The sequence below is a fragment of the Methylophilus sp. genome, from assembly GCF_035460085.1.
In the GTDB taxonomy this organism is placed as follows: Bacteria; Pseudomonadota; Gammaproteobacteria; order Burkholderiales; family Methylophilaceae; genus Methylophilus.
The window spans coordinates 23,579-50,275 of the sequence record NZ_DATHWZ010000082.1 but is presented as its reverse complement, the minus strand read 5'-3'; the positions used below and the strand labels follow the sequence as shown (position 1 = coordinate 50,275).

The following is a 26,697-nucleotide window of genomic DNA, read 5'->3' as shown; positions in this document are numbered from 1 at the left end:
GCAAAACTCCTTTATTCAGTGGCTTGCTGGTGATATTCACGCAAGCGCTGGATTTCTTTTTTGGACCCCAGTAAAACCGGGACCCGTTGGTGGCAGGACGTGGGTTGTATGGCGAGGACATCTTCCAGGCCAGCGATGCTTTCACCGCCCGCCTGTGCCACTAGCAGGCTCATCGGGTTGGCTTCATACAATAATCTTAAACGCCCGGCCTTGATCGGCTGTTTGTTATCGCTTGGATATAAGAACACACCACCACGCGCCAGGATGCGATGCACATCCATCACCATACTGGCGCACCAGCGCATATTGAAATCACGGCCGCGTTCGCCATCTGCGCCTTGTAAACATTCATCTATATAACGCTTCACTGCTGGCTGCCAGTAACGTTGATTGCTGGCGTTGATGGCGAATTCGGAAGTCTCAGCCGGAATTTCGACCGTTTGCTGGGTAAGCACAAAGTTGTCATTTTCATGATCAAGCGTAAACACGTGTGTGCCCTGGCCTAGCGTCAATACCATTAAAGTCGCTGGCCCATACATAATGTACAGCGCAGCCCGTTGTGCCTGTCCTGGTTGTAGAAAAGCCTGCTCGCCCTGGGTTGCGACGCCGGTATTCGGTAATATGGAGAAAATACTGCCAACCACGCCATTGATAGATAAGTTGGAAGAACCATCCAGCGGGTCCATGCAGACCAGAAACGGTGCATCCACGGTTTCAAAAACAATCGCTTCTTCTGTTTCTTCAGAGACGACACCGGCTACCACAGCAGACGCACGAAATTGTTCAAGAGCGACTTCATGACTACGGATATCCAGCTGCATCTGGGTTTCACCCTGAACATTGGTGGTGGTGGTTTTCTCCGTCACCCCTTGTAATGCGCCCTGCTTGACCAGCGCAGCAATCTCAATGCCTGCCTGGGCTGCATGCCATATCAGCATGTTCAATGCATGGTTCAGTGAAACCTGTTTCAGAAATACGTCCAATTGCATGGCAGAACCCTTTATTATGGTTTTAGCGATACTTTCACCGAAACTGTAACCGACATTCAGTCGATCTTAAATCCTGATGACAGGCTGTAAACCCCTGCACTAACCCCAATCAGAAGTTTAACTATGCAATGTCTGTGCCTGTTTGCTATTTGCTGTTTTCTATTGGGTAGACGTTACATCTTAAAGATTGTTCAACAATCTTATAACAGTAGTGTGTCAATTTACGCCAAACTAACGGTGAAGCGCAAAATGAATTGAAAAGCGGATTAATGCGAAAACACTAATCGTTGCAGGGCATGCTGTGCAGCGATAAAGCCGAAACTGGCAGTGACACAAATGCTGGAACCATACCCGGCGCAATTCAGGCCGGTCAGTCCTGCCTGGGTATCACAGGCTTGGGCAGGTTTTTCCACCGGCTCATCAGAATACACCGCAGTGATTCCGAATTTGGCAGATTTTTTGTTATCGCTGGCTTTGGGGAAATGATGATCCCGCCTTAACTGGTTACGGATTTTTGCCAGCATACGGTCGCCATGCACATGCGCCAGATCTATCAACCGGATGCGTGTTGCATCCAGCTTGCCGCCAGCGCTGCCCACCACAATCAGTGGCAAATGCTGTTGATGACAATAAGCCGCAAGCGCGATTTTCGCTTTGGTATCATCCATGCAATCGACGATGATGTCCGGGCGTGCTGCAAGCATAGCCGCCATATTTTCTGCTGAAATAAAGTCTTCGATCTCAACCACCTCACAGGCCGGATTGATCTGTGTGATTCGCTCATGCATGGCTGTGACTTTGGCTTTACCTATATTCTCATCCAGCGCATGGATTTGTCGGTTGATGTTCGACTCTGCAATATTATCCAGATCGATCAGGGTCAGCTTACCGACTGCATTGCGCGCCAGGGCTTCCACCGTCCAGGAACCAACTCCGCCCAGCCCTATCACCACTATGTGTGCAGCCTGCAATTGCTGTAAACCTTGTTCACCATACAAACGACGCACGCCGGAAAAACGGCGTTCATCTTCTTTAGTAGCAAGCGTACGGGTAGACGTCACTTCCCGCTCACGGTTTCCAGCACGACATAAGCCAGCGCCAGGTTTTTCTCGTCGCTGATACTGATGTGTGACTGATGGATATGATGTTGCTTGAGGAAGCCTTGCAAAGTCGGTGCCAACTGCAGCAAAGGTCTCCCCAGCGCGTCGTGAGTAACGGCAATATTATGAAAGCTGACGTCGCCGCGAATGCCGGTTCCAATCGCTTTGGCAAAGGCTTCCTTGGCGGCAAACCGTTTGGCAAGAAAGCGCGCTTTCAACTGGCTGGCCTGGTAATCTGCCCATTCAGACTCGGCCAGAATGCGTCTGGCGAATGGCTCGCCAAACTGATCCAGCGAGGCTTGTATACGCTCAACCTCAACAATATCAGTCCCTATTCCAAAAATCATTGGTCTACCTCGCAAAACAATTTTGCATTGATATCAGGCATCGCCAAATACTTTCACAGACGCATTTGTATTATTTACTAACTGCATTTTGTAGACATGACTGGACTACATTACCTGGCTGAAAATTCTTTCATCAAGGCTTTCATCTCGCGCACTGCATTATCCCAGCCGACAAACAAGGCATGCGCGACGATGGCGTGGCCGATGTTCAGTTCTTCAAATCCCGGCAAACGCGCGATGCGATGCACATTGTGATAATGCAGGCCATGCCCGGCATTGACTACCAGGCCACCGGCTTTAGCATGATGCAGGGCAGCCTCTACTCTGCGTAATTCTTCAGTTTGCGTTTTTTCGGTTTCCGCATCGGCAAAGGTGCCAGTGTGGATTTCGATCACTGGCGCACCGACTTTCACCGCCGCATCGATCTGCGCCAGATCTGGGGCGATAAATAATGACACGCGTATCCCCTGGTCAGATAGTTTCTTGACCGCATGATCGACCTTGGCGTAGTGCGTGAGCACGTCTAAACCGCCCTCGGTGGTACGCTCTTCGCGACGTTCCGGCACCAGGCAGACATCCTGCGGTTTGACCTGGATCGCGATATCCAGCATTTCGTCAGTCACCGCACATTCAAGATTCATCTTGGTCTGGAGCAAAGGCCGCAAAGCAAAAATATCGGCATCCTGCATATGGCGTCTATCTTCACGCAAATGCAAAGTAATACTGTCCGCACCAGACTGTTCAGCACGTAACGCTGCCTGCACTACACTCGGGTACCTGGTGCCACGTGCCTGACGAATTGTGGCGACATGGTCAATATTCACACCTAATTTCAACATATGTTCTTTCGATTGCTTTGGCTGACTGCCACATTTTTTGAATTATAAACTTAGCCAGTGCATGCTCTAAACAATCCGGCTATTTAACACTTTTTTATTTCACATTAGATTAAGCTTAAAACCCTTGCAGATCCACCAACAACTGGCGGGTATGCAAAGGTTTTTCACCCAGATAATGCTGTAACAAATAGCGCATCAATTGCTTGCTTTGCGCTTGTGTCGTCGTGTTGCTGTAGGTTCCGCGTGCCATATCGAGCAATGACCGGCCTTGAATCAGCACACCATTCTTAGTGACGTTTAAGGCACAAGCGCCATAGTCAGCTTCAAAGCGATAAGTTTCTTCGGCATGAATAATTTCGCCATTTTCATCATGCGTTAGTGGCACGGCATAACCCAGCTCTTGCAACATTTTCAGTTCAAACCGGCGCATGATTTCTGCCAGTTGGCCGCTGCCGGTTTCGTGTGTAAGCGTAGAAAGTATTTGTACGGTTTCGGCGTAATACTCAAACAGTTGCGCATGCGCATCATCACGTGGCAACAAGCGTAACAATAATTCATTCATATAAAACCCGCACATGAGGGCATCGCCTTTGAGCAGTGTCAGCCCGGTCAGCCATTCCAGGCTGTGCAGAGTTTTCAGTTCATTTTTACCAGACCAGGTACCTGCCAATTGCTGGAAAGATTGCAGCATACCGCGCATTGCTGAAAGCGGCCTGCGCGCACCTTTTGCCACCGCGGCAATCCGACCGAAGTCGCGGCTGAACATTTCAACCACCAGACTGGTTTCCTTGAACGGATAGGTGTGAAGAATAAAAACAGGCTGTTGCGATTGCTTGTGCGCGCCAACCGTAGGGATGCTCACAGCCATGTGCTAACTGCCATAAAGGCGACTAAAAACCCAGGCTTTTTAATGCCCGCTCATCATCCGCCCAGCCACCTTTTACTTTTACCCAGGTTTCCAGATAAACTTTGGAGCCAAACAGCTTTTCCATATCCTGCCGAGCTTCGGTGGAGATTTGCTTGAGTTTCTCACCTCCCTTGCCAATGATCATTGGTTTCTGACTGTCTTTATCGACAATAATCACGGCAAAAATGCGACGAAGTTTTTTGACGGTTTCAAACTTTTCGATTTCTACCGTCATTGAGTAAGGCAATTCATCGCCAACCAACCTAAAGATTTTCTCGCGGATCAGTTCAGCAGCTAAGAAACGCTCATTTTTATCGGTCAGTTCATCTTCACCGTATATCGCTGGTTGTTCTGGCAAATGCTCACGCACTGCATCCAGCAAGCCATCCAGATTCTGATTCTTTTTGGCACTGACCGGGATAATGCCGGCAAAATCAAACAGCAAATCAAAATCCTGGATCAACGGCAATAAATTACCTTTATCACCCATCAAATCTGCCTTGTTCACCACCAGCAATACAGGTTTATTTTCAGGCAACAGTTTCAGGACCAGCTCATCTGCTTCACCCAGCTTCATTGGCTCAATGACAAACAACACGACATCCACCTCAGACAACACTTGTGTCACGGTTTTATTCAATGTTTTATTCAAGGCATTGATATGTTTTTGCTGGAAGCCCGGTGTATCCACAAACAGGAACTGCGTATCTTCAGTGGTATGGATGCCTAGCAGGCGATGACGCGTGGTTTGCGCCTTGCGGGAAGTAATGGCTAACTTCAGTCCGAGAATATGATTGAGTAATGTCGACTTGCCAACGTTAGGACGACCAACGATCGCGACGGTGCCGCAACGGAAATCTTCAGTAGGGTCTATGTGTTGTTCTGTCATGATTGAATTCTTTCCATGGCGAGTTTGGCCGCCTGCTGTTCTGCCACGCGGCGGCTAGTGCCTGCCCCCATGGTAGTGATGTTTAGTTTTTTGATAAAGCATTGCACGGTAAATGTCTGGGCATGCGCCTCCCCTTCGATAGCCGATACCTGATACTCAGGCAAGTCCATCTTTTTACTTTGCAGGTATTCCTGCAATTGCGATTTGGCGTCTTTATCAATCGCTTTAGGATTGATAGTGGTCAGTGTTTCCCTGTATAAAAATGCCACCACTTGCTCGGCAGCGGCAAAACCACCATCCAGGTAGACCGCACCGACGATCGCTTCCAGCGCATCTGCCAGAATAGAAGGTCTGCGCCAGCCTGCGCTTTTCAACTCACCTTCACCCAGTTTAAGCGCGTCGCCAAGATTAAGCGAGATCGCGATTTCTGCAAGGCTGGCTTCTTTGACCAGTTTCGCCCGTAAACGGCTGAGATCTCCCTCGGGTAAGTCCGGGAATAAATTGAATAGCTGGTGAGCAATAATAAAGTTTAGTACGCTATCGCCTAAAAACTCCAGGCGCTCGTTGTTGCTGGCCGAAAAACTGCGATGTGTGAGTGCTTGTTGCAGCAACTCAGGCTGCGTGAAGCTATAACCAATGCGGGTCTGTAGAACTGGAAGCGCGCTCATCTCACCTACTGTGATGCTTTGCTGGCCGCATCAAAATCGATCAGTAAACTGATGGTATCTGTCAGGGGAATTGTTTTTTGGTAACGCACCCCCACCACGCCACTGGCAATATTCAAGTCGCGGCCTTGCACAGTTTTGATCATATCGACATGCATCTGGCGGTCAAACGCAGCACGGATATCCGCGTCGTTTTGCAGCATGGGGTCATGCGCTATGCGGTTGACGGTCGATTGAATCGAGAAATATTCCAAATAAGATGGCAACGCTTTTAACGCTACCATGCCGAGGATGCCAACTGCAGTGAGTACCAGCAGGAAGCCAAGCAATCCTAAGCCATGTTGCCCGCGTGCTGAAGTCCATGCTGAAATCTTGGAACGTTTCATGTGCCATCTCCCCACAAATTGCGTTTGCCTAAACGATGACTAACAGGCATTAACCTATACTTTGCCCGATACGACGCCACTGGTCAAAGTTAAACCAGATAAAAAACGCCCTGCCCACCAGATATTTCTCAGAAACAAAGCCCCAGACACGGCTATCAGAACTATTGTCGCGGTTATCACCCATGGCATAGTACTGGCCTTCAGGCACAGTGATCGCTTCGCCTTGCATTAATCGGTCACCCAGGCTGCCCGGGTTGTATTGGTTCATGATGTCATGGATCAATACATCATGTTTGACATCCCCCAGCTGTTCCGTCAGGCGTGAAGCAGTGACATCCACAGCGCGGGCACTGCCGCTTTCGTCGTTGACATTCAATGCATACTTGTACGGCTCAATGAAATCCAGGTTAATCACTTTGTCATTGATAGTAAGCTGTTTGTCACGGTATTGAATCTTGTCGCCAGGCAAACCAACTACGCGCTTGATATAGTCAATTGAAGGGTCAGGCGGATAGTGGAATACGAATACATCGCCACGTTTAGGCTTGTCTACCGGGTAAAAAACATTATTCAGAATAGGTACACGCAAACCATAAGTGAATTTATTGACCAAGATGTAATCCCCAGCCAGCAAGGTAGGCATCATGGAGCCGGAAGGAATTTTAAACGGCTCTACAATAAATGAACGGACGGTAAACACCAGCAGGATGACCGGGAAAAAGCTTTTGCTGTATTCCACATACCAAGGGTCAGCTACCTCACCTAGCGCACCAGCCAGGCGTTTTTTGCGCAAGATCAGGATATCCAGCAACCAGATGACGCCGGATACCAGCAAAATCACTAACATAAAAATTGCAAAATACATGCTCGTTCCCTGTAGAAAGCGGGGTTTCCCGTTTATTTATCTTCAACGCGCAGAATCGCCAGGAAGGCTTCTTGTGGAATCTCCACATTGCCGACCTGCTTCATGCGCTTTTTACCTTCTTTTTGTTTATCCAGCAACTTGCGCTTACGCGTAATATCACCGCCATAGCACTTGGCAATCACGTTTTTACGCATGGCCTTCACTGTTTCACGTGCAATGATATTCGCACCAATAGAGGCTTGAATAGCGATATCAAACATCTGGCGCGGAATCAACTCACGCATCTTAGAGACCAACTCACGCCCGCGATAAATACTATTGGCCCTATGCACAATCAGGCTGAGTGCATCGACACGCTCACCATTCACCATAATATCCAGTTTCACCAGATCGGCAGCGCGGAATTCAAGGAACTCATAATCCATAGAGGCATAGCCCCGGGAAACCGATTTCAGTTTATCAAAGAAGTCGAGCACCACTTCATTGAGTGGCATTTCGTAACTCAGCATCACCTGGCGACCCATATATTGCATATTGCGCTGGATGCCACGCTTGTTATTACACAAGGTCATCACCGGCCCGACATAGTCTTGCGGCATCAGCAGATTGACCACAATCATGGGCTCACGGATTTCTTCAATGCGTGAAGGTTCAGGCAAGCGGGAGGGATTTTCAATCTGCACCACTTCACCGGTTTTAAGCAACAGCTCGTAAATCACGGTAGGTGCGGTGGTGATCAGGTCCATATCGTACTCGCGCTCTAAACGCTCTTGTACGATCTCCATATGCAGCAACCCTAAAAAGCCACAACGGAAGCCGAAGCCTAGCGCTGTCGAATTTTCCGGCTCAAATTGTAAGCTGGAGTCATTCAGGCTGAGTTTTTCCAGCGCAGTACGCAGGCCTTCAAACTGGTTGGATTCCACAGGATACAATCCGGCGAATACCTGTGGCTTCACTTCTTTGAAACCAGGCAAAGGTGCTGCTGCCTGCCTGCCAGCGATCGTCACGGTATCGCCTACTTTTGCAGCTGCCAGCTCTTTAATCCCGGCGATGATAAAGCCTACTTCACCAGCGCTCAACTGAGGGCGCGGCAGTGACTTGGGGGTAAACACACCCACTTGCTCACACAAATACTCTGCGCCAGTGGCCATCAGGCGGATTTTCTCTTTGGCACGCAATGAGCCATCTACCACCCGCACCAGCATCACCACACCGACATAGTTATCGAACCAGGCATCAATCACCAAGGCCTTTAACGGCGCATCAACATCACCCACCGGAGGTGGCACCTTAGCGACAACTTCTTCCAGCACATCGCGCACACCTTCACCAGTTTTGGCGGAACAACGGACGGCATCGGTGGCATCCACGCCAATCACATCCTCAATCTCCTGTGAAACGCGTACAGGGTCAGCAGAAGGCAGGTCAATCTTATTCAGGACAGGCGTCACTTCCACCCCCAAATCAAGGGCGGTATAACAATTGGCCACGCTTTGTGCTTCAACGCCTTGCGAGGCATCTACCACCAGCAATGCGCCTTCACAGGCGGACAGTGATCGGCTGACCTCATAGCTGAAGTCCACATGACCCGGCGTATCGATCAGGTTAAGGAAATAGGTTTCGCCGTTATTGGCTTTGTATTGCAAGGCGGCTGTTTGCGCTTTGATTGTAATACCGCGCTCACGCTCGATGTCCATGCTATCCAGGACCTGCGCTTCCATTTCGCGCGCTTCCAGGCCACCGCACAACTGAATGATACGATCAGCCAGGGTCGATTTGCCATGGTCAATGTGGGCAATAATCGAGAAATTACGAATATTCTTCATGTTCTGCTATACGTTGATTACAAGCAAGAAAGGCGCTTTACGCGCCTTTCCGAATTTGCTGGCATTTTACAGCAAACGCCTATTTATCAGGGATTTATTTTAAATCGCTCAATGTTTGCTGCGCTTTAAAATCTACTTTTATTTGCTTACCTTGATAGGGACATACAAAGTATTTTCACCTCTTAGCACCAGCACTGCCACCGTTTTTCCGGAAGCTACGGCGTTGATCTGCTTATTGAACAGATCCACGCTTTGACTTTCATTGTTATTCAGGCCAAGAATCACATCACCACGACGAATACCCGCCTGTGCAGATGCACCGACGCTTTCAATGACCAGCAAGCCATTTTTGCCATTCAGCTTTTTCTTTTGCTGTGGTGTCAACTCACGCAAGGTCAAGCCGATTTTATTGGCTTCTGGCTTGGATGGCTCCTTGCTTGAAGCAGGCGCTTCGGCTTGCTCGTTTGGCATTTCACCAACCCCCAGCTGCAGGGTCTTGCCAGCACCTTTGCGCACGATTTCTACCGGCACCACTTTACCCGGCTTGATTGAAGCCACAACACGCGGCAAATCACCTGACGTCACAATTGGCTTACCGTCAAATTTGAGGATAATATCGCCAACTTCCAGGCCGCCTTTGTCTGCCGGGCTGTTTTTTTCCACGCCAGCAATCAGGGCACCACTGGTTTGTTTAAGGCCGAAGGAATCCGCCAGGTCTTTAGTGACTTCCTGGATACCAATGCCTAACCAGCCGCGTGAAATACGGCCAGTCGTTTTTAACTGGTTGGAGATATCAATAGCGACATCAATCGGGATACTGAATGACAGCCCCATGGAGCCACCACTTTTACTGTAGATCTGTGAGTTTACACCGACCACTTCACCGCGCAGGTTGAATAGCGGACCACCTGAATTACCAGGATTAATCGCAACATCGGTCTGGATAAATGGAACATAATTTTCTTGTGGCAAAGCACGACCTTTAGCACTGACAATACCGGCTGTCATCGTGTTTTCAAGGCCGAAAGGAGAGCCAATCGCTGCCACCCATTCGCCGACTTTCAATGCACTTGGGTCACCCACCACTACTTTAGGCAGGCCAGTGGCTTCAATTTTAATCAGGGCAACATCGGTACGTTTGTCGGCACCAATGATCTTTGCCTTGAATTCGCGCTTGTCAGACAATTTCACAAGTACTTCATCAGCTTCACTCACCACATGCGCATTGGTCAAAATGTAACCGTCGCTGCTGATAATAAACCCTGAACCCAATGACTGGCTTTTATAATCCTGCCCACCCTCTTGCCCTGGCATGCCAGGCATCCCCGGAATACCGAACCGGCGCAGCAACTCTTGCAGATTTTCATCATTTGGCATGCCTGGGAAACCCATGCCACCGCCCCCGTGAACCACTGAGGTAATGCTGATATTCACCACCGTAGGTCCTTGTTTTTCTGCCAGCTCAGTGAAATCAGGCAAATCCTTGGCGTGGGCCGGCATGACAAACATACTCAATGACATGCTGCATGTCAGCAACACTCCAGAAATCCATTGTTTCATCATGATTTTTCCTATTATTTAATCAATTTAAATTTCAATATGTTCAGAGACAGAATGTAAAGCAGACAAAACCTGTCCACCGTTAAAACACTTTCTACATATAGTGACTACATCTATAAAAACAAAGGGGTTTCATTGCATAATCCCCAAAAATCCTTTACACCAGACACAACTAGCTCATCCAAATTGATTGATTAAAAAAATTTGTCATACAGTTTAGTGAAATATCAGGAATAAGTGATTCTGGGAGGGCACGCAGCAGTAAAGGCAAAAATCATCAAGGTCGATTACTTCTTAAAAGTCACCTGCTGTGCGATTTGCTCAACTGTTTGTGCCGGGACTTCACCCACCACTACCAGTTGATAACCATTCAAAACATGAGCATATACATTTGTCGACCCCATGGTTTTCTTACCAATGCGGGGTTGTGTGCCTTTAATGACCGGTTCGACAAACAGAGATACGGAAGCGAGACCATCAGAAAAAATCAACTGCTGCACCGGCACCGTACGGCCAGGCACGCGTAAGCTGATCTGGTCTACTTTTTTATATCCGGCAGGCAAATTAGCAATCACCAGATTATTTTCCACATGGGTCAGGTCGGTGGTGTCATCCATCACATATGGCTTGGAAGCGTCAATCTTGGGTTGAAACCAATCCAGGTCTTTGGTTTGCAGCATCGATACCTGGTTGAAACCGATTTGTTCCAGGGTGTGGCCCTGCACATCCAGCATACTCATCTTTAGCAACAAACCGTATTCACTATCTGACCAGACCCGGTATTGATAACGCAGGTTATCATTAGGAATCATGTCGATGACTTGTGCCAAACGGCCGGCGATGCGCTCCTGTCCGACAAATTTCAACTTATAGTTTTGCTTGAGAGGTTGAAGCTGGGTCGGCAGCATAGCTGGGAAGAGGTTTTGACCACGGCGCTTTTCAATCACGACCTTGTCATTTTTTGCATTGAAGATGACAATATCATCACCTTCGCTAAACACTTCCCGCGGGCGACCATCAAGGACTACATTGCGGGTGAATTCCCTACCGGCTTCATTGATATGCGTAATTTGAACGGAGCGAATGATCGCTCCGTTATGGTAAATAAACAACCCTTGGTAGTTAAGTTCTCTGGCTGCAGAAGCTGTTTTCTGCATAGTTGCCCATAAATCCTCATCTGCAAATGCCTGTTGCCAGATCACTAACGCAAATACGGCACGAAATACAAACTGCACAGACATACCAATCACAATAAAAAAGCTATTCGCCAGCGTAAGTTACATTGTGGATATAGTAAGTGGCACTATTAGGTGAGTAATTGTGATGCGCCATGACATATTGATCAGTTTCGCTGTCAGCGATCTGCACCGATTCGACAGCTGTAGGCTGGTTGAGTACAAACATACCAACAAAAAAAGCAGCTGCCACAGACGCTGCAATAGACCAAATGTATTTACTGGGTCGCGGTTTTATTTCAACCACTGGCTGTGGAACGGCTCTTGGTGCCAACACCACAGGCTCATCGCTTAATGCTGCCATGATGCGGCTCGTGATATCAGGCTGCACCCAATTCTCCTCACGCATCACATCGCGAATGACATGATAATCCTGCCAGGCTTGAGCGACTTCACCGGTAGATTTGGCCGCGAGAAAGATGTGCTCGCAACGTTCAATATCGGCCTCGCCGTCGATTAAAGCGGATAATTGCTGCTTCATAATAACCCCAAGTCAATCAATGTTTTTATGTTAGCATTTAACAAATTGTTTGTCATAACACCCATTATTTAAAAAAAGTTTGCATTCAATGGCTGCATTACTAGTGTAGCTGGCTTACCAACGTTTGTTATTCGGGGTATCCAGCAGTGGCCTTAGTTTTGCTGCAATAGTCTCACGTGCACGGAAAATACGTGAGCGGACCGTGCCAATCGGACATTGCATCACTGTCGCAATATCTTCATAGCTTAAGCCTTCAAGTTCACGCAATGTAATCGCTGTGCGCAACTCTTCTGGCAACGCAGCAATCGCATCATTCACGGTTTGCGCGATTTCTTTAGTCATGAGAGAAGTTTCAGGCGTCTCCATAGTACGCATGTCCTGACCCTCATCGAAATTTTCTACGTCTTCAATTTCAACGTCCTGCATCACCTGTGGCTTACGCCCCATGGATACCAGGTAATTTTTAGCAGTGTTAATGCCAATACGGTATAACCACGTGTAAAAGGCACTATCCCCACGAAAGCTATGCAATGCGCGATACGCTTTGATAAAGGATTCCTGTACCACATCCTCTACTTCTGCCTGGTCGCGGATCATGCGCGATAAAAGTCTTCCAAGCTTACGATTATACTTTTCAACCAGTAGGCCGAACGCCCGTTTATCGCCCTGCTGGGCACGTTCGACCAACAACTGGTCGAACTCTCTATTCTCAATCTGTTTGGCGTTTGCCGCCTGAACAGTCATATCGCGATGACTCCCTTGGGTAATTTTATGATTGGGAGTAGTATACGCTTTTGTATTGCTTTCGACGAACCCGGTGCGCGTTAACGCCTCTAATTTTGTTGTGTGTAACATCGTCTCATCCCTTATTTTTGCCTGCAATCGCAACATGCAATACAGACAAATTTCTGACACGGCTTTTTCTACAAAAGTTCCTCTGACTTCACGAGAATATGAATAAAGTATTTGATGTCCTGATCATAGGCAGCGGATTAGCCGGTCAATCTCTTGCCCTGCGCTTGGCAGATAATTACCGTATTTGCATATTGAGTAAACGCGAGCTCTCGATGAGCGCCAGCAACTGGGCGCAAGGTGGTATTGCGGCGGTCCACAATAATGAAGATTCTATAGAAGCCCACATTCAGGATACTTTAGATGCCGGTGCTGGACTATGCGATAGCGAAGTCACCCGCATGGTGGTCAACAATGGCCGGGCCAGCATTGAATGGTTATTGCAGCAAGGGGTTAACTTCACCCGTGAAGCCGAAGACGACCGCCTGCACCTGACACGCGAAGGCGGACATAGCTATCGCCGGGTCGTGCATGTCGCAGATGCTACCGGCCAGGCAGTACAAACCACATTGACCGACCGCGTCCGCGAACACCCAAACATCACCGTTCTTGAGCACCATATTGCGGTTGACCTTATCACCACACACAAACTGTTTCAGCAAACCACCAATGACGGCCCTAATCGTTGTCTGGGTGCGTATGTACTCAATAGCCAGACCGGGCATGTGACGACACTCTCGGCGCAATATACCGTAACGGCGACTGGCGGTGCCGGCAAGGCATATCTGTATACCACCAACCCTGACATCAGTACCGGCGATGGTATTGCGATGGCGTGGCGGGCTGGTTGCCGTGTCGCAAATATGGAGTTTATACAATTTCATCCCACCTGCTTGTACCATCCGCATGCCAAATCATTCCTTATTTCGGAAGTGCTGCGTGGCGAAGGTGGTTTGCTCACCTTGCCGGATGGCACAAGGTTTATGCACCTACATGATGAAAGGGCAGAGTTGGCGCCTCGTGATGTGGTCGCCCGCGCCATTGACTTTGAAATGAAAAAACGCGGGCTGGACTGTGTCTATCTGGATATCAGCCATAAACCACTCGCGTTTATCCAGTCACACTTCCCCAATATTTACAAACGCTGTTTGCAACTTGGTATAGATATCAGCAAACAGCCGATTCCGGTCGTTCCCGCTGCACACTACACCTGTGGTGGCGTGATGACAGATATGCATGGTCGCACCGATATTGATTGCCTGTATGCGATTGGCGAAACCGCTTGTACCGGCTTGCATGGCGCCAACCGCTTGGCCAGCAACTCACTGCTGGAATGTCTGGCGTTTAGTGAAAGTTGCGCGCAGGATATTCAGGCCTCTGGTCAACAACCAACCATTTCACTGCCCGATTGGGATGAAAGCCGTGTGACCGATGCCGATGAAGAAGTGCTCATTACGCATACCTGGGATGAATTGCGTCGATTCATGTGGAATTACGTCGGCATTGTGCGCACCAACAAAAGATTAAGCCGGGCATTACATCGCATTCATATGTTGCGCGACGAAGTACATGAGTTTTACAGCAACTTTAAAGTCAGTCACGACCTGATTGAACTACGTAATTTGTTACAGGTAGCAGAACTGATCGTACGTTGCGCAATTGAGCGCGAAGAGAGCCGTGGCCTGCATTACAGCAAAGATTACCCGGACCTATTGCCAGAGGCGATCCCAACCGTCTTAACGCCGGAAAACTATACTAGCCTGCTGGATTAACATGCCAAACATCTGGCTGCTATTAATGCTTTTTGCTACAGGCATTCACGCGCAAGCCGACCCCGTGTTAAAAAAAGTCATTGATGGCGACACTGTCATTATTCTAGACCAAGGAAGAACTTACCGCCTGCGGCTGCTGGATATTGATGCGCCAGAATCCCAACAGACCTATGGCAAACAATCGAAACGTCACCTGATGGCACTCTGTAATGGAAACATAACCGTGCAATCCACCGGCACTGACCCTTACGGACGTACCCTAGGCCATTTATACTGTAATCACACAGATGCCAGCCAATATCAGGTTGCACAAGGGATGGCCTGGTTTAACCGCCGCTACTCATCGCGCACAGAATTAGCGTCACTGCAGCAACAGGCACAACAACAAGCTTTGGGTCTTTGGCAACAAGCCAACCCGATACCTCCCTGGGTCTGGCGCAAGCATTTCGGGCAATATTATCAATCGCCAGAATGACACCATCCCGGCAATATCCTTTAGAATAATGTTTTATTACCGAATAACTTAGGACATTTCACATGCAAGTAGCAATGAACACCGTAGTCAGCATGACTTACAAACTACAAAACACTGATGGCGAAACACTGGAAGAAAGCCAGCAACCGGTGGCTTACCTCCACGGTGGTTACGACAATATTTTCCCTAAAGTTGAAGAAGCCATGCACGGCAAAAATGTTGGCGATGTGATTGAAGTGAGTCTGGACCCTGAAGATGGTTTTGGTGAGTACGATGACGGCCTGGTACAAATCGAGCAAGCCAGCGCTTTCCCGGCTGAAGAGTTAAAAGTCGGTATGCAGTTTGAAGGTGAAGATGAAACCGGCGACGTGATTTTGTATACAATTACCGATATCGCCGATGGCAAAGTCGTGGTTGACGGCAACCATCCTTGGGCTGGTCAACGTCTGCTGTTTACAGCAACGATTAAAGATGTGCGTACAGCAAATAAAGAAGAAATCGAGCACCAGCATGTACATGGTGCGGGTGGTCATCATCACTAAGCTTTAAAGTTTCAAGCCAGCTGGCGCAATTGCCCTTGCGCCAGCACTAGTACTTCGTTGGCAATCTCTGTCACTTCCTCCCGCACATGGCTGACATACACGGTCGGCAATCCAAAAGTAGTGATTACTTTTCTGATGTAAGGCAGCACTTGCTGTTTCAATGCATCATCCAGGCCACTTAACGGTTCATCCATTAGCAATACCGCAGGCTGGCTCAGCAAAGCGCGGCCAATCGCAACCCGCTGTTTTTCACCGCCAGATAACTGGCCAGGTTTGCGTTTGATCAGCGTGCCTATATCCAGCACTGCAATCACGTCTTCGAGTGAAATGGAAACTTTTTCTTTAGGCAAACCATACATCAAGTTTTGCTGCACATTCAGATGCGGAAATAAGCGTCCGTCCTGAAATACAACACCCGCTCGTCGCTGCCATGCCGGCAGCTGGATATGTTTTACTGAATCAAACCATATCTGCTGGTTACTTTTAATGACACCCGCTGCAGGCATCAGCAGACCGGAGAGTGTATGCAACAAGGTAGTTTTCCCGGAGCCAGAGGCCCCCATGATGCCCAGGCAATCACCGGGCTTCAAATCAAACTTGGCACCTAAGGCAAACTCTGACTTAGAAGCATCAGTGCTGTAAGGTTGTTTGATTTGAATATCCACGTGCAGCATCAGTATTGGCTCCTGATCAGCCGTCTTTCCAGCCATTGACTGGCAAGCAACGCGAAAATTGAGACTAATACGCTCAGAATCACCAACCTGAGCGCCGCAGCATCTCCTTCGGGTGTTTGCGTCAAACTGTAAATAGCCAGCGGCAAGGTGCGGGTTTCTCCTTCAAGATTGCCTGCAAAGGTAATCGTTGCGCCAAACTCGCCCAGGCTTCGGCTAAATGCCAGGATGCTCCCCGTCAACAAGCCATGGTAAGACAAGGGCAAAGTGATTGTAAGGAAAACCTTGATCGGAGATGCACCCAGTGTTTGGGCGGCCTGCTCCAGAAGCGGATTTACCTGGACCAAGGCTTGCCGGATTGAGCGCACCATTAATGGAAATGCCATCACTGCCGAGGCAATCACGGCACCCCACCAATGAAAAGTGAATTGAATATGAAACTGCTCATATAGCCAGGCACCGATCCAGCCTCTTCGCCCAAGCAGCACGAGCAACATATAGCCCAGTACTACCGGCGGCAATACCATGGGTAAATGCACCAGCGCATCCAACAGAGACTGCCCCAGGTAATTTTTTTTCGCTAACAGCCATGCCATTGCCATTGCCGGTAAAAGTAAAATAACCACACACCAGAACGCGACTTTCAACGAAAGCAGCACAATGGAAAGTTCGGCAGGCGACAACGTCCACATAATTACACTCAAAACAAAAGTTTACTCAGCCAGTGGTTTGAAGCCATAGGAAATCAGTACTTTTCTGGCTTCGGCTGATTGCAGATACTGATAAAAAGCTGTGGTCGAGGAGGAAGCGCGAGGCAATAACGCCATTGGATATACAATCGGCACATGACTAGCCTCAGGTAATTCACCAGCCAACTTCACCTTGTTTGAAGACTGCGCATCGCTGGCATACACGATACCCACATCGCACTCATCTCGCTCGACCAGGTTCAATGTAGCACGTACATCCTGGGTACTGACCAACCTGTTTTTTAGTTTTTCCCACCAACCCAGACTGGTCAGTGACTGCTTGGCATACATCCCTACCGGCACGGACAGTGTATCACCGGTGCACCAATAGCCAGGCGCCTGCTGGTTCACATCTACAGAAGCCTCGGCCCTGATGTTCAATGGCTTGGCTAGTGGCGTGATCAGCACCAGGCGATTGCTCAGCCATGGCTTGATAGTCGTATTCTGTAGCAATTGCTTGTCTTTCAGGTATTGCATCCATTTTTCATCGGCAGATATAAACAGATCGCCGGGTGCCCCCTGTTCCAGTTGCTTGGCAAGCGTGCCCGATCCACCATAGACTGGCACGATTTGCACACCAGCTTGCTGGCTGTATTGCTTGGCCAGCACATTCATTACATCGGTCAGGCTGGCTGCGGCAAATACCTTGATCTTCCCGTCTTCTGCGTGCGCGAACCCAATGGCCAGGCAAAGACTGACCAACATGCCCACATAAAAAATGCGCACATCAGGCAAGTGCAGCCAACTGTGTCTTTTCATGTTTTTCTATTCCCTTAAATGATTCAGAGCAGACGCTTGAGCAACTTCTGCATCAAAACGCAACCATGCTACCATCGTTATATTCACACATGCATTACGACACTCAAAAAAAATTACGCTTTTTTCAAGTGCTCTGTAATCAGGTCAAGTTCATCCGCAGCTGCCTGCGCCGATTTTTGCAAAAGCTTTTGATATGCACCAATAAGCGATTTTCCAAATTCCGTGACTTGCGCACCACCACCATGGGTACCTCCCGTAGAGCTCAACACTACCACCTGGTCAAAACAGCTATTCATGACATCCACCAGCTCCCAGGCCCTGCGGTAAGACATCTGCATTTGCTTGGCCGCTGCGGAGATGGAGCCATGTTGTTCTATCATCTGCAACAAAGCGATTTTTCCTGGCCCTAGCGCTGTTTTGCCTTCATGACTGATACGAATTTTAAGTAATGAGTCCCGCATCACACTTTATTCCAATGGGATTTCCGCTTGCGCAAACGCCTCAAAAGGCGGCAACTCTGCCAACGAGCGCAAATTCAGGTCGTCAAGAAAATGCTTGGTCGTCGCGTATAACGAAGGCCTGCCGGGTACTTCACGTTGCCCGACTACATCGATCCAGTCGCGCTCCTGCAACTGGCGAATCACATTCGGGTTTACCGCCACGCCGCGGATCTGCTCAATATCACCGCGTGTCACTGGCTGGCGATAAGCAATAATCGCCAGGGTCTCCATGACGGCACGAGAGTATTTCGGTTGCCGTTCCGGATTCAGGCGCGAGATATACTCGCTGTATTCCGGCTTGGCCTGAAAGCGGTAGCCGCTGGCAACTTGCACTAAATCGAGTGTTTTATCCAGCCAATCTGCTTTCAGTTCATCTAGCAGCATGCGCAAAGTTGCCCGCTCCATACGCCCGGCAAACAATTTAAGCAAATCATCCAATGCTAATGGTTGCGGCGATGTCAACAAGGCAGCTTCAAGAATCTGCTTCATCTGCTGGATATTATCCGGCTCACGCATGGCGACTTTCCTTAATCATGCGTATTCGCCCGTACATAAATTGTGCCGAATGCTTCTTGTTGTGTGATACGGATCAGGCCTTCTTTAGCCAGTTCCAGCATCGCCAGGAAACTCACTACCAATTTTGGAATGCCTTCTGTTTCAATATCAAACAACTCATCGAACCGCAATACTTTTGCCATACTCAAACGGCGCAGTAACAAGCTCATGTGCTCGCGCACAGACAGTTCCGCCCGGCCTAGTTTATGGTGCTGGTTCAATTTGGCGCGTTTAAGTACATTGCGCCATGCTTCAACCAGGTCGTCCAGGCTGACTTCAGGCGGCTTTACCTGGCTGATGTGCTGGTAATATGCGGTGGCAACGTCTATCTCTTCACCCACTTTAGGAAGCGTATCCAGCCGTTGTGCAGCGAGCTTGATCGCTTCATACTCCATCAAGCGCCTGACCAGCTCTGCGCGTGGATCATCTTCCTCTTCCACTTCAACTGGTTTGGGCAACAGCATGCGTGACTTGATTTCAATCAGCATGGCGGCCATCAATAAGTAATCAGCGGCCAATTCAAGTTTTACGGCTTTCATTTTTTCGACGTAAACCATGTATTGCGCCGTCAGCTTCGCCATCTGGATATCCAGTATATCCAGGTTGTGCTTTCGAATCAGGTACAAGAGCAAATCCAGCGGGCCTTCAAACGTGTCCAGGAACACTTCCAGCGCATCCGGCGGAATATATAAATCCTGTGGCAATTCGGAGAGCGTTTCACCCTTGATTTTGACCTGGCTGTTTTCCAAGATGTCCATGAGAAGATTGTAACGATTTGCGTGCGCGGATTAAAGGTTATTCAGCATACGGATTCGCAAAACCCAATTTCTGCATGGTGGCCATTTCCATAGACTCCATCAGTTCAGCCTGCGCATCCACTTCATGGTCATAGCCATGCAGATGTAATACGCCATGTACGGTCATGTGTGCATAATGCGCCAGCAATGTTTTACCTTGCTCGATGGCTTCTCTCGCAACCACCGGCGCACAGATCACGATATCGCCCATCAGACGTGGGTATTCGGTCAATGGAAACGTCAGCACATTGGTCGCATAATCCTTGCCGCGGTAAGTCGCATTTAATAAACGTCCTTCTTCCGCATCCACAATCCGGATGGTCACGCTGGTATCCACACGTAAAGCCGCACGCACCCAGCGCCTGAACTCTGCCTCCGTGGGCAGTTTTTTTTCCTGCGAGGCGAGTTGCAAAGAAAAATCAAGTTGCGGCATAGGGTTAAGTTTTCTGAAAAATATCCGTCATTATAAGAAGAAAACCCGTATAGGAAACCGTGTGATGTCGAATCGCCCGAAACTGGTGGTTGCCAATCGCAAAATGCACGGCAGCTTGCCCGATAATCAACAATTCATGCAGAGCTTGCTGCTGCATACCCAGCACCATCAAGCCCGCTATGCAGTTTGCCCACCGCACCCGTATCTGTATCAGGCACAACACATCCTGCAAAACAGCCATATTGCCTGGGGTGGTCAAAATATGAGCCGCTTTGAAAAAGGCGCTTATACAGGCTCGGTTTCTCCGGTAATGCTCAAAGAATTCGGTTGTAGTTATGTCATCATCGGCCATTCGGAACGCAGACAGCGCGGCCATGATAGTGATGAAAGTTGCGGTGAACGTTTCGAGGCAGCCCTCAAAGCCGGGCTGACACCCATTTTGTGTATTGGTGAAACGTTAGAGGAATATGAACAAGGTGAAACCGACCTGGTGGTTGTTCGCCAATTAAATCCGGTGATTGCACATGTCGGTATCCAAGCGTTATCCCAGGGCGTAGTTGCTTATGAGCCGGTGTGGGCGATTGGGTCTGGCAAAGCCGCTACGCCACAACACGTGCAAGCTATCCTGTCATTTATCCGTGGTCACATAGGCCTGCTGGACGAGCAGGTAGCAGAAAAGATCGATCTGCTTTATGGCGGCAGTGTAAACCCGGGTAACGCAGCACAATTATTGAGTATGCCAGATGTGGATGGCGGCCTGATTGGCGGGGCTTCATTGATAACAGACGATTTTATCCGTATCTGCCAGATCGCTAACGAGCTAACCGATTTGAAAACCGCGGCTTAAATGCATGACTGACTTAAATGCATGGCTGATGTTACAGGCAATAAAAAAGCCGACTTGCGTCGGCTTCTCTATCATCAGGTAATCCAGATTACTGTCTGAATTACTTAGCTTCTTCAGCAGGAGCAGCTTCAGCAGGAGCAGCTTCAGCTGGAACTTCAGCAGGAGCGGCTTCAACTGGTGTTTCAGCAGCTGGTGTTTCAGCAGCTGGTGCTTCAACAGCAGGAGCCTCAACAGCAGGAGCCTCTTCAGCTGGTTTTTCACCACAAGCGGTCAAAGCCAAAGCCAACAATGCAGCCAACAATGCAGAACGTGTCATCTTTATTTCCTTAGTATGTATGAGCAAAATTTTGTGTACGGCACAATCCTCATATGCAAGAACCCGCCGAGTAGAAAAATTGTATCAGTAATTTATTAAAAAAAGAATGTAAGTGTAATCAAAAACACAGGATTTTTTTGCATAAGAACAACAACTCTGCATTTTTTGACAAAATTATGTCGAAATTGGTTCAAATTAGCCTTACCAGGCTCATATTTCATTCAAATGCAAATAACCCAGCAGGTACATATCACGCAGCCACGGGAGCAAATGCTTGGCATTCTCGGACTCAAAAAGTGGTGCGCTTAGTTGTCGTTGATTAGCCAGTGCATTTAAATGACCACCTAGATCAGTCACCTCAATCACTTCACCATTGATAAAATACTGCCCCTGCCAATGCAACATTTGTGTTTGCAGGTCCAGTGTAACGCCTGACTTGCGCATTTGGTCAGTAAATTTCGTCAGGCTGAGCTTGCGGTTTGGCGTAAAAACCACATACGCTTTCGGCTCAGTGAAATAGCGGGCCAGAAAGGGTCCTAATTCATCAGGGTGCCAGGCTAAGCGCTGCAGCATGGCGCTCACCCGGGTAACCATGGCCTGGTCAATCGCGGCTGCATCAGAGACTGGTTCTAGTTCAGGATCCTGGTACAACTCATCCGATAATCCTTCCTGCCTGCAGGCATCCAGGAATTCCACTGCGAGCTCTCTTGCTGCCGGTGCGCGAAACCCTATGGAATAAGTCATGCAATCATCATCTTCTGCCACGCCCCAATGCGCCACATTAGGCGGCAAATAAAGCATATCGCCAGGCTCCAGCACCCACTCCTGTTCGCTGACAAAATGTGAAAGGATACGTAAGGGCGCATCAGGAATCAGGCGTAGATCATCCTGCTGGCTGATAGACCATCGCCGCTTGCCCGCCCCTTGCAACAGAAAAACATCATAGCTGTCGATATGCGGCCCGACGCCACCACCTGTCGGGGCATAGCTGACCATGACGTCATCCAGCCTGGCTGTCGGAATAAAATTAAAATGCGCCAGCAAAGCTTGCGCATCCGGCAGGATGTGATTCACACCCTGGACCAATAATGTCCAGTAGCGGGTGGGCAGTGCCGAAAAATCATCTTCATCAAACGGACCTTGTGTCACTTGCCAACCCTGCCCTTCATGCACATGCTCAGGATCAAACCTGATCAGCCGTGAAGGCACTTCTGTTTCGCAAGCCAGACCGGCCAGTTCATCGGGTGTCAGGATACCTTTAAAACCCGGCAATGCGCCACGGATCAGCAACGGTTTCTTTTGCCAATACTCCGCCATAAATTGTGTCGGGGTCAAACCGTTGAGTAGGGTCAGTGCTTGTTGCATGGCAGTATCTAGATTTACCTGAAAGGGAGGAAAGGTGTCGTGGTAATGCTTTGGGTTAATCGTGAAATAAAACGCTGCGATTTCTCGGCCAGCATTAACGCCAGTAAATCGGTGCGCGCAATCAGCTTGCTGAACTCACGCTCAAAACTCAGGTTCTGCCCATCCGTTTGCATGCTGTTGGTCAGCAATAATAGTTCGCCGCGCGCATTTTTGGCGGTGCCTACTTTCCAGACTGCGATTTCAACATTTCGCGCAGCATTGTACAAGTTTTGCGGGTCAATACTATCCATCAGGAAAAAGGCCGATTTATTGCCGTGCGCCCGGTATAACATGGATTGAATACCAACGACCAAAGCCAGCACGCGGTCACCACTGAATTGTGGATTCAACGCCAGCTTGATAGCCGCGGTATCCTGCGCGCCGCCTAGCGCGTCAAAGCGCCATTGATGCGTACTCACCTGGTCAAATACCTGGCTAGCAATCTGGTCTGGCGTGCCCAGGCCAGATTTGTGCGCTTCGGCTGGATTGCGTTTATAGAGTTTAAGCATCAACAAGCGCATACTGACGACGTTTTCGGTATATTCAATATCCGCCAGCCGGTCGGTATCTGTCTTTACCAACTGATGCAGTGCGTTGCGATCCTGGCGGATAGGTAGCGGTTTACCATTCGGAGAGTCGACATAGCCCCCACTCGGGTTGGTGCTGCAAGCGGCAAGCAACAATATGCTTATCCAATTGCAGCCTGTCCACTTCATGCAGCAAGTATCCTGTCGGCCGGGAATACAATACTGAAGCGACTGCCCTGCCCTGGTTCACTCTCGACTTTTAATATCGCCTGGTGATGATGCAGGATATGCTTCACAATCGACAAGCCTAGCCCTGTGCCACCGGTATCACGGCTGCGCCCGCTATCCACGCGGTAAAAACGCTCGGTCAACCTCGGTAAATGCTGGGATTCAATGCCGATGCCGGTATCCTGCACACTGAATACCACCTGCTCATTCTGCATCTGCCAGAAAATATCAATCTTGCCGTGCTCCGGCGTGTAGCGCACCGCATTACTGGTCAGGTTACTCATGGCGCTGAATAACTCACTGTAGCTGCCGCGAATATTGACGTTGGCATCCTTATGCAACGTCACCTTATGCTGGCCGTGACTTAATGCTTTAGCATCTTTCAGAAGCTGATTAAGCATGGGCTCCATGGCGATATCGATTTCATCTTTGAGCGTGACATTATTCTCCAGGCTGGATAATGTCAGCAAGTCTTCAATGATGCGCCGCATACGGGTAGTTTGCGCCTGCATCATTTCGAAATAAGGCTGGATATCGGGTGAAATCTCGCCTTGCATATCGCCGATTGTCTCGAGGAACCCACCCACCACAGTCAAAGGTGTGCGTAACTCATGCGATACATTCGCAACAAAATCGCGGCGCATGATCTCGGTTCTTTCCAGGGCCGAGATATCACGGCAAATCAGTAGCCGCTGTTTGCTGGCAAAAGGAATAATCTGTAATTCCAACGACACATCCGGGCTACGCCAGGACTTGAGTTTAAGTGGCTCGCTGTAATCTTCACTCTGCAGATACTGGACGAATTCTGCCTGGCGCAATAAATAATAGATAGGCTGATTTTCATCATGCTGGCGCTTCAGGCCCAAGCGCTGTACTGCGGGTTCATTGAACCACTCGATCTCGTTACGATGATTAAGCACCACTACACCATCCGGCAATGCGCTGGTCGCGTGACGTAACCTCTCTAATGTGCTGCTGAGCTGGCTCTGGCTACGCGAATGACGGCGCATTTCCTGGTAGAGGTTGGCAAAGATATCTTCCCATACGCCTTTGCCATTGGGCATAAAATTGAGACTGGGTTTTAGTGACCATTGATATAGCCTGTGCATCCAGTAAAGATGTCCAGCCAGGTAGGCAATAATGCCCGCTGCATACACCATCCAGGCGGTCTCGGCACTGGTCGCCCAGCCTACGATCAGGCAGCAGAAAGACCAGGAAAAAAGCAGCCAGAACGCTTTCCAACGAATATCTTGCACAGGCAACACCCAAAAGTCAGATGGCTAGGATTATACGATACATCCGCGACAGGATTGTGAAGCGCGTCATTGGCTTAAATGATGCCCGTCTATTACTCTATGGTCATTGGCGCAACTTTGGCATACGGTTTGGCTAATGGCTCGCCTACGAACACGCCTTGCATAGGCCATTTAACGCTTTTCCAGTAAGCCTCTATCAATGTTTCACCTGCCAGGTAATGCGCCATCACTACTTGTGGATTTGGAAACTTTTGCCAATAGTTACATGGCTCTGAAACCGTACCATAACTACCAGTCACACCAGCATCCAGCCAGCGGGTGGCAGGCATCTGATAAGTGCTGGTCAGTATGCCGCCGGTCGAGGTCAAATGATCAGCGATCGCACCAGGCAAATAACTGTTGGTAAGCATGTAATCGACATTGGCCTGGCCGGTAAAATAGAACATGACGTCTTTTTCTTTTTCCAGCGCCTCCTGGCTGACGGTGTGCAACGTGAGCCGTTTGGACTTGATTGTCATCCCATCCGGCGGGAAAAACGGTTCCCGCGGTTTTGAACGTGCTGCATCTTTGGTTTTGAGGAAATAGCCGTTCGCCTCATTCAAACTGAATTCACTCAAGGTGCCGCGGTCAATCAATGCTTTTGCTGCATCCACACTGGTAATCGGCAGCAACATAGATAAACGGATATGATGATCTGCCCATGGACGTAATGATGCACTGTTGAAGTAAGGACTGTCGCGTCCTGGGTCGCAGGTTTTCTTACATTGCTCCAAATCCAGGCCTAGGGTCAGCGCACCGGTCAGGCTGTTGCATTGCACGGCAAAGGGGGTTTTCCAGACCAATAAAAGCACCTGTTGATCGTGCAGCTTGGCTTCAATCTGGCTTTTTAAAGACTCAAATTCCGCGACAGTCAAGGCATCCTTGGAATGCCGTGGCAGGTCTATACCTATCAGGTTCGCGACTGGTACCTGTCGTGCCTGCATGTAGTATCTTGCCACCTCTTCACTTTGCGCATCATTGATATTGTAGATAACTGCCACATCTTCCGGCTTTAACAAGGAGGGCCGTGAGCGCAATTGCCGACTGATATCTGCGGCACCTGCCACAGCGTCTATGATTATCATGCCTAACAGGCATAAGCCTAAAGCATAAGCACCCATTTTTAAGCTGAAACGCACAATACTACTCACTCCATGATGGTTATAAATATACAACTCTGGCAAAACTAACCGCGTAAAATTCAATCATATCCCAGATTACCTTAATTTCAGGAGATGCATGCCATGACTACTTCGCCAACTGTATTGATTACGGGCGCTAACCGCGGTATCGGGCTTGAGTACGTCAGGCAATATGCCCAAGAAGGCAATACTGTGTACGCCGCCGTTCGCGATATTGCCCAGGCTGTCGAATTGCAGGCACTCGCCGCCAAGCATTCCCACATTCATGTGTTGGCATTGGATATCGCCGATCTCACCGCCATTCAGGCGCTTGCTCGCCAGCTATCAGAGATATCTATCGATATCCTGATCAGCAATGCAGGTGTTTATCCGCCAAGCAGGCTTGGTCAAACTGACCCGCAGGCTTGGTTACAGGCATTTCAGGTAAACACACTGACCACTTATTATCTGGCGGAAGCTTTTCTGCCGCATATGCAACGCTCGAGGCAAGCAAAACTCATTGCCATGACCAGCAAAATGGGCAGCATGTCAGACAATGGCAGCGGTGGCGAATACATTTACCGCAGCACAAAAACAGCGCTTAACATGGTAGTGAAAAGCCTTTCGCTGGATTTACAGCCATTCAATATCGCGGTTGCCGCATTGCATCCGGGGTGGGTACGTACGGATATGGGCGGCCCGAATGGTTTGATTGATACTAAAACAAGTGTGGCAGGCTTAAGAAAAGTGATTGCCGGACTGGACCAGGCGCAATCCGGCGAATTTATTGCTTACGATGGCAAACAAGTACCCTGGTAATAAGAT

The 26,697-nt window shown here is 49.0% G+C and carries 31 protein-coding genes; 5 read left to right on the top strand and 26 right to left on the bottom strand.

Translation table 11 applies throughout. From position 1 onward, the window contains the following. Positions 1-11: 11 nt before the first annotated feature. The 14 genes from VK958_RS11615 to rpoE form a co-directional block, all read right to left on the bottom strand. Entirely contained in the window at positions 12-989 is a 978-nt protein-coding gene (locus tag VK958_RS11615) for a class 1 fructose-bisphosphatase (RefSeq protein WP_325241494.1), read from the bottom strand. A gap of 266 nt (positions 990-1,255) precedes the next feature. Then, positions 1,256-2,050, bottom strand: a complete 795-nt coding sequence (locus VK958_RS11610) for a tRNA threonylcarbamoyladenosine dehydratase (protein ID WP_325241492.1) — start codon at positions 2,048-2,050, stop codon at positions 1,256-1,258. Next, on the bottom strand, positions 2,047-2,436 hold the full coding sequence (gene acpS / locus VK958_RS11605) for a holo-ACP synthase (RefSeq protein ID WP_325241490.1): 390 nt from the start codon (positions 2,434-2,436) through the stop codon (positions 2,047-2,049). Before acpS ends, VK958_RS11610 begins: the two co-directional genes overlap by 4 nt. Positions 2,437-2,546: 110 nt before the next feature. Continuing rightward, the gene (gene pdxJ, locus VK958_RS11600; RefSeq protein ID WP_325241488.1) at positions 2,547-3,275 is read right to left on the bottom strand and encodes a pyridoxine 5'-phosphate synthase; all 729 of its coding nucleotides are present in this window, start codon (positions 3,273-3,275) and stop codon (positions 2,547-2,549) included. 115 nt (positions 3,276-3,390) lie between these two features. Then, on the bottom strand, positions 3,391-4,143 hold the full coding sequence (gene recO / locus VK958_RS11595; RefSeq protein ID WP_325241486.1) for a DNA repair protein RecO: 753 nt from the start codon (positions 4,141-4,143) through the stop codon (positions 3,391-3,393). 22 nt (positions 4,144-4,165) lie between these two features. Further along, on the bottom strand, positions 4,166-5,071 hold the full coding sequence (gene era, locus VK958_RS11590; protein ID WP_325241484.1) for a GTPase Era: 906 nt from the start codon (positions 5,069-5,071) through the stop codon (positions 4,166-4,168). Further along, on the bottom strand, positions 5,068-5,739 hold the full coding sequence (rnc, locus tag VK958_RS11585) for a ribonuclease III (protein WP_325241482.1): 672 nt from the start codon (positions 5,737-5,739) through the stop codon (positions 5,068-5,070). The genes era and rnc overlap by 4 nt, the downstream gene beginning before the upstream one ends. A gap of 5 nt (positions 5,740-5,744) precedes the next feature. Then, the gene (locus VK958_RS11580; RefSeq protein WP_325241480.1) at positions 5,745-6,122 is read right to left on the bottom strand and encodes a DUF4845 domain-containing protein; all 378 of its coding nucleotides are present in this window, start codon (positions 6,120-6,122) and stop codon (positions 5,745-5,747) included. A gap of 49 nt (positions 6,123-6,171) precedes the next feature. Continuing rightward, on the bottom strand, positions 6,172-6,987 hold the full coding sequence (gene lepB / locus VK958_RS11575; RefSeq protein ID WP_325241478.1) for a signal peptidase I: 816 nt from the start codon (positions 6,985-6,987) through the stop codon (positions 6,172-6,174). 32 nt (positions 6,988-7,019) lie between these two features. Beyond that, positions 7,020-8,813, bottom strand: a complete 1,794-nt coding sequence (lepA, locus tag VK958_RS11570; RefSeq protein WP_325241476.1) for a translation elongation factor 4 — start codon at positions 8,811-8,813, stop codon at positions 7,020-7,022. A 138-nt stretch (positions 8,814-8,951) separates the two neighbouring features. Then, complete coding sequence (locus VK958_RS11565) at positions 8,952-10,376, bottom strand: DegQ family serine endoprotease (RefSeq protein WP_325241474.1); 1,425 nt, start codon at positions 10,374-10,376, stop codon at positions 8,952-8,954. Between the two features lie 284 nt (positions 10,377-10,660). Next, positions 10,661-11,614, bottom strand: coding sequence for a MucB/RseB C-terminal domain-containing protein (locus VK958_RS11560; protein WP_325241472.1), 954 nt, complete (start codon positions 11,612-11,614; stop codon positions 10,661-10,663). Between the two features lie 19 nt (positions 11,615-11,633). Continuing rightward, positions 11,634-12,089 carry a sigma-E factor negative regulatory protein gene (locus VK958_RS11555; protein ID WP_325241470.1) on the bottom strand — a complete coding sequence of 152 codons (456 nt, stop codon included), beginning with the start codon at positions 12,087-12,089 and terminating at the stop codon, positions 11,634-11,636. Positions 12,090-12,203: 114 nt separating this feature from the next. Further along, a complete protein-coding gene (gene rpoE, locus VK958_RS11550) occupies positions 12,204-12,833 on the bottom strand; it encodes an RNA polymerase sigma factor RpoE (RefSeq protein WP_325241527.1) in 630 nt (209 codons plus the stop codon). 209 nt (positions 12,834-13,042) lie between these two features. On the opposite strand from rpoE, the gene nadB reads away from it, so the two are divergent. The 3 genes from nadB (at position 13,043) to VK958_RS11535 (ending at position 15,670) form a co-directional block, all read left to right on the top strand. Beyond that, on the top strand, positions 13,043-14,653 hold the full coding sequence (gene nadB / locus VK958_RS11545; protein ID WP_325241468.1) for an L-aspartate oxidase: 1,611 nt from the start codon (positions 13,043-13,045) through the stop codon (positions 14,651-14,653). A gap of 1 nt (position 14,654) precedes the next feature. Then, entirely contained in the window at positions 14,655-15,128 is a 474-nt protein-coding gene (locus VK958_RS11540; RefSeq protein WP_325241466.1) for a thermonuclease family protein, read from the top strand. Between the two features lie 62 nt (positions 15,129-15,190). Then, complete coding sequence (locus VK958_RS11535; protein ID WP_325241464.1) at positions 15,191-15,670, top strand: FKBP-type peptidyl-prolyl cis-trans isomerase; 480 nt, start codon at positions 15,191-15,193, stop codon at positions 15,668-15,670. Positions 15,671-15,681: 11 nt separating this feature from the next. On the opposite strand, the gene VK958_RS11530 is transcribed toward VK958_RS11535, so the two are convergent. The 7 genes from VK958_RS11530 to ybeY all read right to left on the bottom strand — a co-directional run bounded on the left by VK958_RS11530 (position 15,682) and on the right by ybeY (position 20,134). Continuing rightward, positions 15,682-16,344, bottom strand: coding sequence for an ATP-binding cassette domain-containing protein (locus VK958_RS11530; protein WP_325241462.1), 663 nt, complete (start codon positions 16,342-16,344; stop codon positions 15,682-15,684). Next, complete coding sequence (modB, locus tag VK958_RS11525) at positions 16,344-17,033, bottom strand: molybdate ABC transporter permease subunit (protein WP_325241460.1); 690 nt, start codon at positions 17,031-17,033, stop codon at positions 16,344-16,346. Before modB ends, VK958_RS11530 begins: the two co-directional genes overlap by 1 nt. Before the next feature lie 21 nt (positions 17,034-17,054). Further along, the gene (gene modA, locus VK958_RS11520) at positions 17,055-17,849 is read right to left on the bottom strand and encodes a molybdate ABC transporter substrate-binding protein (protein WP_325241458.1); all 795 of its coding nucleotides are present in this window, start codon (positions 17,847-17,849) and stop codon (positions 17,055-17,057) included. Positions 17,850-17,962: 113 nt separating this feature from the next. Next, positions 17,963-18,310 carry a winged helix-turn-helix domain-containing protein gene (locus VK958_RS11515; protein WP_325241456.1) on the bottom strand — a complete coding sequence of 116 codons (348 nt, stop codon included), beginning with the start codon at positions 18,308-18,310 and terminating at the stop codon, positions 17,963-17,965. 6 nt (positions 18,311-18,316) lie between these two features. After that, complete coding sequence (scpB, locus tag VK958_RS11510; protein WP_325241454.1) at positions 18,317-18,865, bottom strand: SMC-Scp complex subunit ScpB; 549 nt, start codon at positions 18,863-18,865, stop codon at positions 18,317-18,319. Positions 18,866-18,876: 11 nt separating this feature from the next. Beyond that, positions 18,877-19,662, bottom strand: coding sequence for a segregation and condensation protein A (locus VK958_RS11505; protein WP_325241452.1), 786 nt, complete (start codon positions 19,660-19,662; stop codon positions 18,877-18,879). Positions 19,663-19,699: 37 nt separating this feature from the next. Then, positions 19,700-20,134, bottom strand: a complete 435-nt coding sequence (gene ybeY, locus VK958_RS11500) for an rRNA maturation RNase YbeY (protein WP_325241450.1) — start codon at positions 20,132-20,134, stop codon at positions 19,700-19,702. A 64-nt stretch (positions 20,135-20,198) separates the two neighbouring features. Here ybeY and tpiA point away from each other — a divergent pair, with 64 nt between their 5' ends. Continuing rightward, a complete protein-coding gene (tpiA, locus tag VK958_RS11495) occupies positions 20,199-20,981 on the top strand; it encodes a triose-phosphate isomerase (RefSeq protein WP_325241448.1) in 783 nt (260 codons plus the stop codon). A 100-nt stretch (positions 20,982-21,081) separates the two neighbouring features. On the opposite strand, the gene VK958_RS11490 is transcribed toward tpiA, so the two are convergent. The 5 genes from VK958_RS11490 to VK958_RS11470 all read right to left on the bottom strand — a co-directional run bounded on the left by VK958_RS11490 (position 21,082) and on the right by VK958_RS11470 (position 25,890). Beyond that, positions 21,082-21,297, bottom strand: a complete 216-nt coding sequence (locus tag VK958_RS11490; RefSeq protein WP_325241446.1) for a hypothetical protein — start codon at positions 21,295-21,297, stop codon at positions 21,082-21,084. A 210-nt stretch (positions 21,298-21,507) separates the two neighbouring features. Next, the gene (locus VK958_RS11485) at positions 21,508-22,662 is read right to left on the bottom strand and encodes a cupin domain-containing protein (RefSeq protein WP_325241444.1); all 1,155 of its coding nucleotides are present in this window, start codon (positions 22,660-22,662) and stop codon (positions 21,508-21,510) included. Between the two features lie 14 nt (positions 22,663-22,676). Then, positions 22,677-23,417 carry a hypothetical protein gene (locus VK958_RS11480; protein ID WP_325241442.1) on the bottom strand — a complete coding sequence of 247 codons (741 nt, stop codon included), beginning with the start codon at positions 23,415-23,417 and terminating at the stop codon, positions 22,677-22,679. After that, positions 23,414-24,712, bottom strand: coding sequence for a phosphate regulon sensor histidine kinase PhoR (gene phoR / locus VK958_RS11475; RefSeq protein WP_325241441.1), 1,299 nt, complete (start codon positions 24,710-24,712; stop codon positions 23,414-23,416). Before phoR ends, VK958_RS11480 begins: the two co-directional genes overlap by 4 nt. Positions 24,713-24,804: 92 nt before the next feature. After that, the gene (locus tag VK958_RS11470) at positions 24,805-25,890 is read right to left on the bottom strand and encodes a TIGR03790 family protein (protein ID WP_325241439.1); all 1,086 of its coding nucleotides are present in this window, start codon (positions 25,888-25,890) and stop codon (positions 24,805-24,807) included. Positions 25,891-25,995: 105 nt separating this feature from the next. On the opposite strand from VK958_RS11470, the gene VK958_RS11465 reads away from it, so the two are divergent. Further along, on the top strand, positions 25,996-26,691 hold the full coding sequence (locus VK958_RS11465; protein ID WP_325241437.1) for an SDR family oxidoreductase: 696 nt from the start codon (positions 25,996-25,998) through the stop codon (positions 26,689-26,691). Positions 26,692-26,697 lie beyond the last annotated feature (6 nt).

What these genes read in the sequence shown, in the direction of transcription:
- modB (WP_325241460.1), bottom strand. Translation starts at nt 17,033, where the DNA reads ATGTGGACGTTGTCGCCTGCCGAACTTTCCATTGTGCTGCTTTCGTTG.
- VK958_RS11615 (WP_325241494.1), bottom strand. Translation starts at nt 989, where the DNA reads ATGCAATTGGACGTATTTCTGAAACAGGTTTCACTGAACCATGCATTG.
- ybeY (WP_325241450.1), bottom strand. Translation starts at nt 20,134, where the DNA reads ATGCCGCAACTTGATTTTTCTTTGCAACTCGCCTCGCAGGAAAAAAAA.
- VK958_RS11555 (WP_325241470.1), bottom strand. Translation starts at nt 12,089, where the DNA reads ATGAAGCAGCAATTATCCGCTTTAATCGACGGCGAGGCCGATATTGAA.
- VK958_RS11565 (WP_325241474.1), bottom strand. Translation starts at nt 10,376, where the DNA reads ATGATGAAACAATGGATTTCTGGAGTGTTGCTGACATGCAGCATGTCA.
- nadB (WP_325241468.1), top strand. Translation starts at nt 13,043, where the DNA reads ATGAATAAAGTATTTGATGTCCTGATCATAGGCAGCGGATTAGCCGGT.
- tpiA (WP_325241448.1), top strand. Translation starts at nt 20,199, where the DNA reads ATGTCGAATCGCCCGAAACTGGTGGTTGCCAATCGCAAAATGCACGGC.
- rpoE (WP_325241527.1), bottom strand. Translation starts at nt 12,833, where the DNA reads ATGACTGTTCAGGCGGCAAACGCCAAACAGATTGAGAATAGAGAGTTC.
- VK958_RS11465 (WP_325241437.1), top strand. Translation starts at nt 25,996, where the DNA reads ATGACTACTTCGCCAACTGTATTGATTACGGGCGCTAACCGCGGTATC.
- VK958_RS11535 (WP_325241464.1), top strand. Translation starts at nt 15,191, where the DNA reads ATGCAAGTAGCAATGAACACCGTAGTCAGCATGACTTACAAACTACAA.
- acpS (WP_325241490.1), bottom strand. Translation starts at nt 2,436, where the DNA reads ATGATTTTTGGAATAGGGACTGATATTGTTGAGGTTGAGCGTATACAA.
- scpB (WP_325241454.1), bottom strand. Translation starts at nt 18,865, where the DNA reads ATGCGTGAGCCGGATAATATCCAGCAGATGAAGCAGATTCTTGAAGCT.
- VK958_RS11515 (WP_325241456.1), bottom strand. Translation starts at nt 18,310, where the DNA reads ATGCGGGACTCATTACTTAAAATTCGTATCAGTCATGAAGGCAAAACA.
- VK958_RS11480 (WP_325241442.1), bottom strand. Translation starts at nt 23,417, where the DNA reads ATGAAGTGGACAGGCTGCAATTGGATAAGCATATTGTTGCTTGCCGCT.
- VK958_RS11505 (WP_325241452.1), bottom strand. Translation starts at nt 19,662, where the DNA reads ATGGACATCTTGGAAAACAGCCAGGTCAAAATCAAGGGTGAAACGCTC.
- VK958_RS11580 (WP_325241480.1), bottom strand. Translation starts at nt 6,122, where the DNA reads ATGAAACGTTCCAAGATTTCAGCATGGACTTCAGCACGCGGGCAACAT.
- VK958_RS11560 (WP_325241472.1), bottom strand. Translation starts at nt 11,614, where the DNA reads ATGTCTGTGCAGTTTGTATTTCGTGCCGTATTTGCGTTAGTGATCTGG.
- lepA (WP_325241476.1), bottom strand. Translation starts at nt 8,813, where the DNA reads ATGAAGAATATTCGTAATTTCTCGATTATTGCCCACATTGACCATGGC.
- recO (WP_325241486.1), bottom strand. Translation starts at nt 4,143, where the DNA reads ATGGCTGTGAGCATCCCTACGGTTGGCGCGCACAAGCAATCGCAACAG.
- lepB (WP_325241478.1), bottom strand. Translation starts at nt 6,987, where the DNA reads ATGTATTTTGCAATTTTTATGTTAGTGATTTTGCTGGTATCCGGCGTC.
- VK958_RS11540 (WP_325241466.1), top strand. Translation starts at nt 14,655, where the DNA reads ATGCCAAACATCTGGCTGCTATTAATGCTTTTTGCTACAGGCATTCAC.
- modA (WP_325241458.1), bottom strand. Translation starts at nt 17,849, where the DNA reads ATGAAAAGACACAGTTGGCTGCACTTGCCTGATGTGCGCATTTTTTAT.
- VK958_RS11530 (WP_325241462.1), bottom strand. Translation starts at nt 16,344, where the DNA reads ATGCTGCACGTGGATATTCAAATCAAACAACCTTACAGCACTGATGCT.
- pdxJ (WP_325241488.1), bottom strand. Translation starts at nt 3,275, where the DNA reads ATGTTGAAATTAGGTGTGAATATTGACCATGTCGCCACAATTCGTCAG.
- rnc (WP_325241482.1), bottom strand. Translation starts at nt 5,739, where the DNA reads ATGAGCGCGCTTCCAGTTCTACAGACCCGCATTGGTTATAGCTTCACG.
- VK958_RS11490 (WP_325241446.1), bottom strand. Translation starts at nt 21,297, where the DNA reads ATGACACGTTCTGCATTGTTGGCTGCATTGTTGGCTTTGGCTTTGACC.
- era (WP_325241484.1), bottom strand. Translation starts at nt 5,071, where the DNA reads ATGACAGAACAACACATAGACCCTACTGAAGATTTCCGTTGCGGCACC.
- VK958_RS11485 (WP_325241444.1), bottom strand. Translation starts at nt 22,662, where the DNA reads ATGCAACAAGCACTGACCCTACTCAACGGTTTGACCCCGACACAATTT.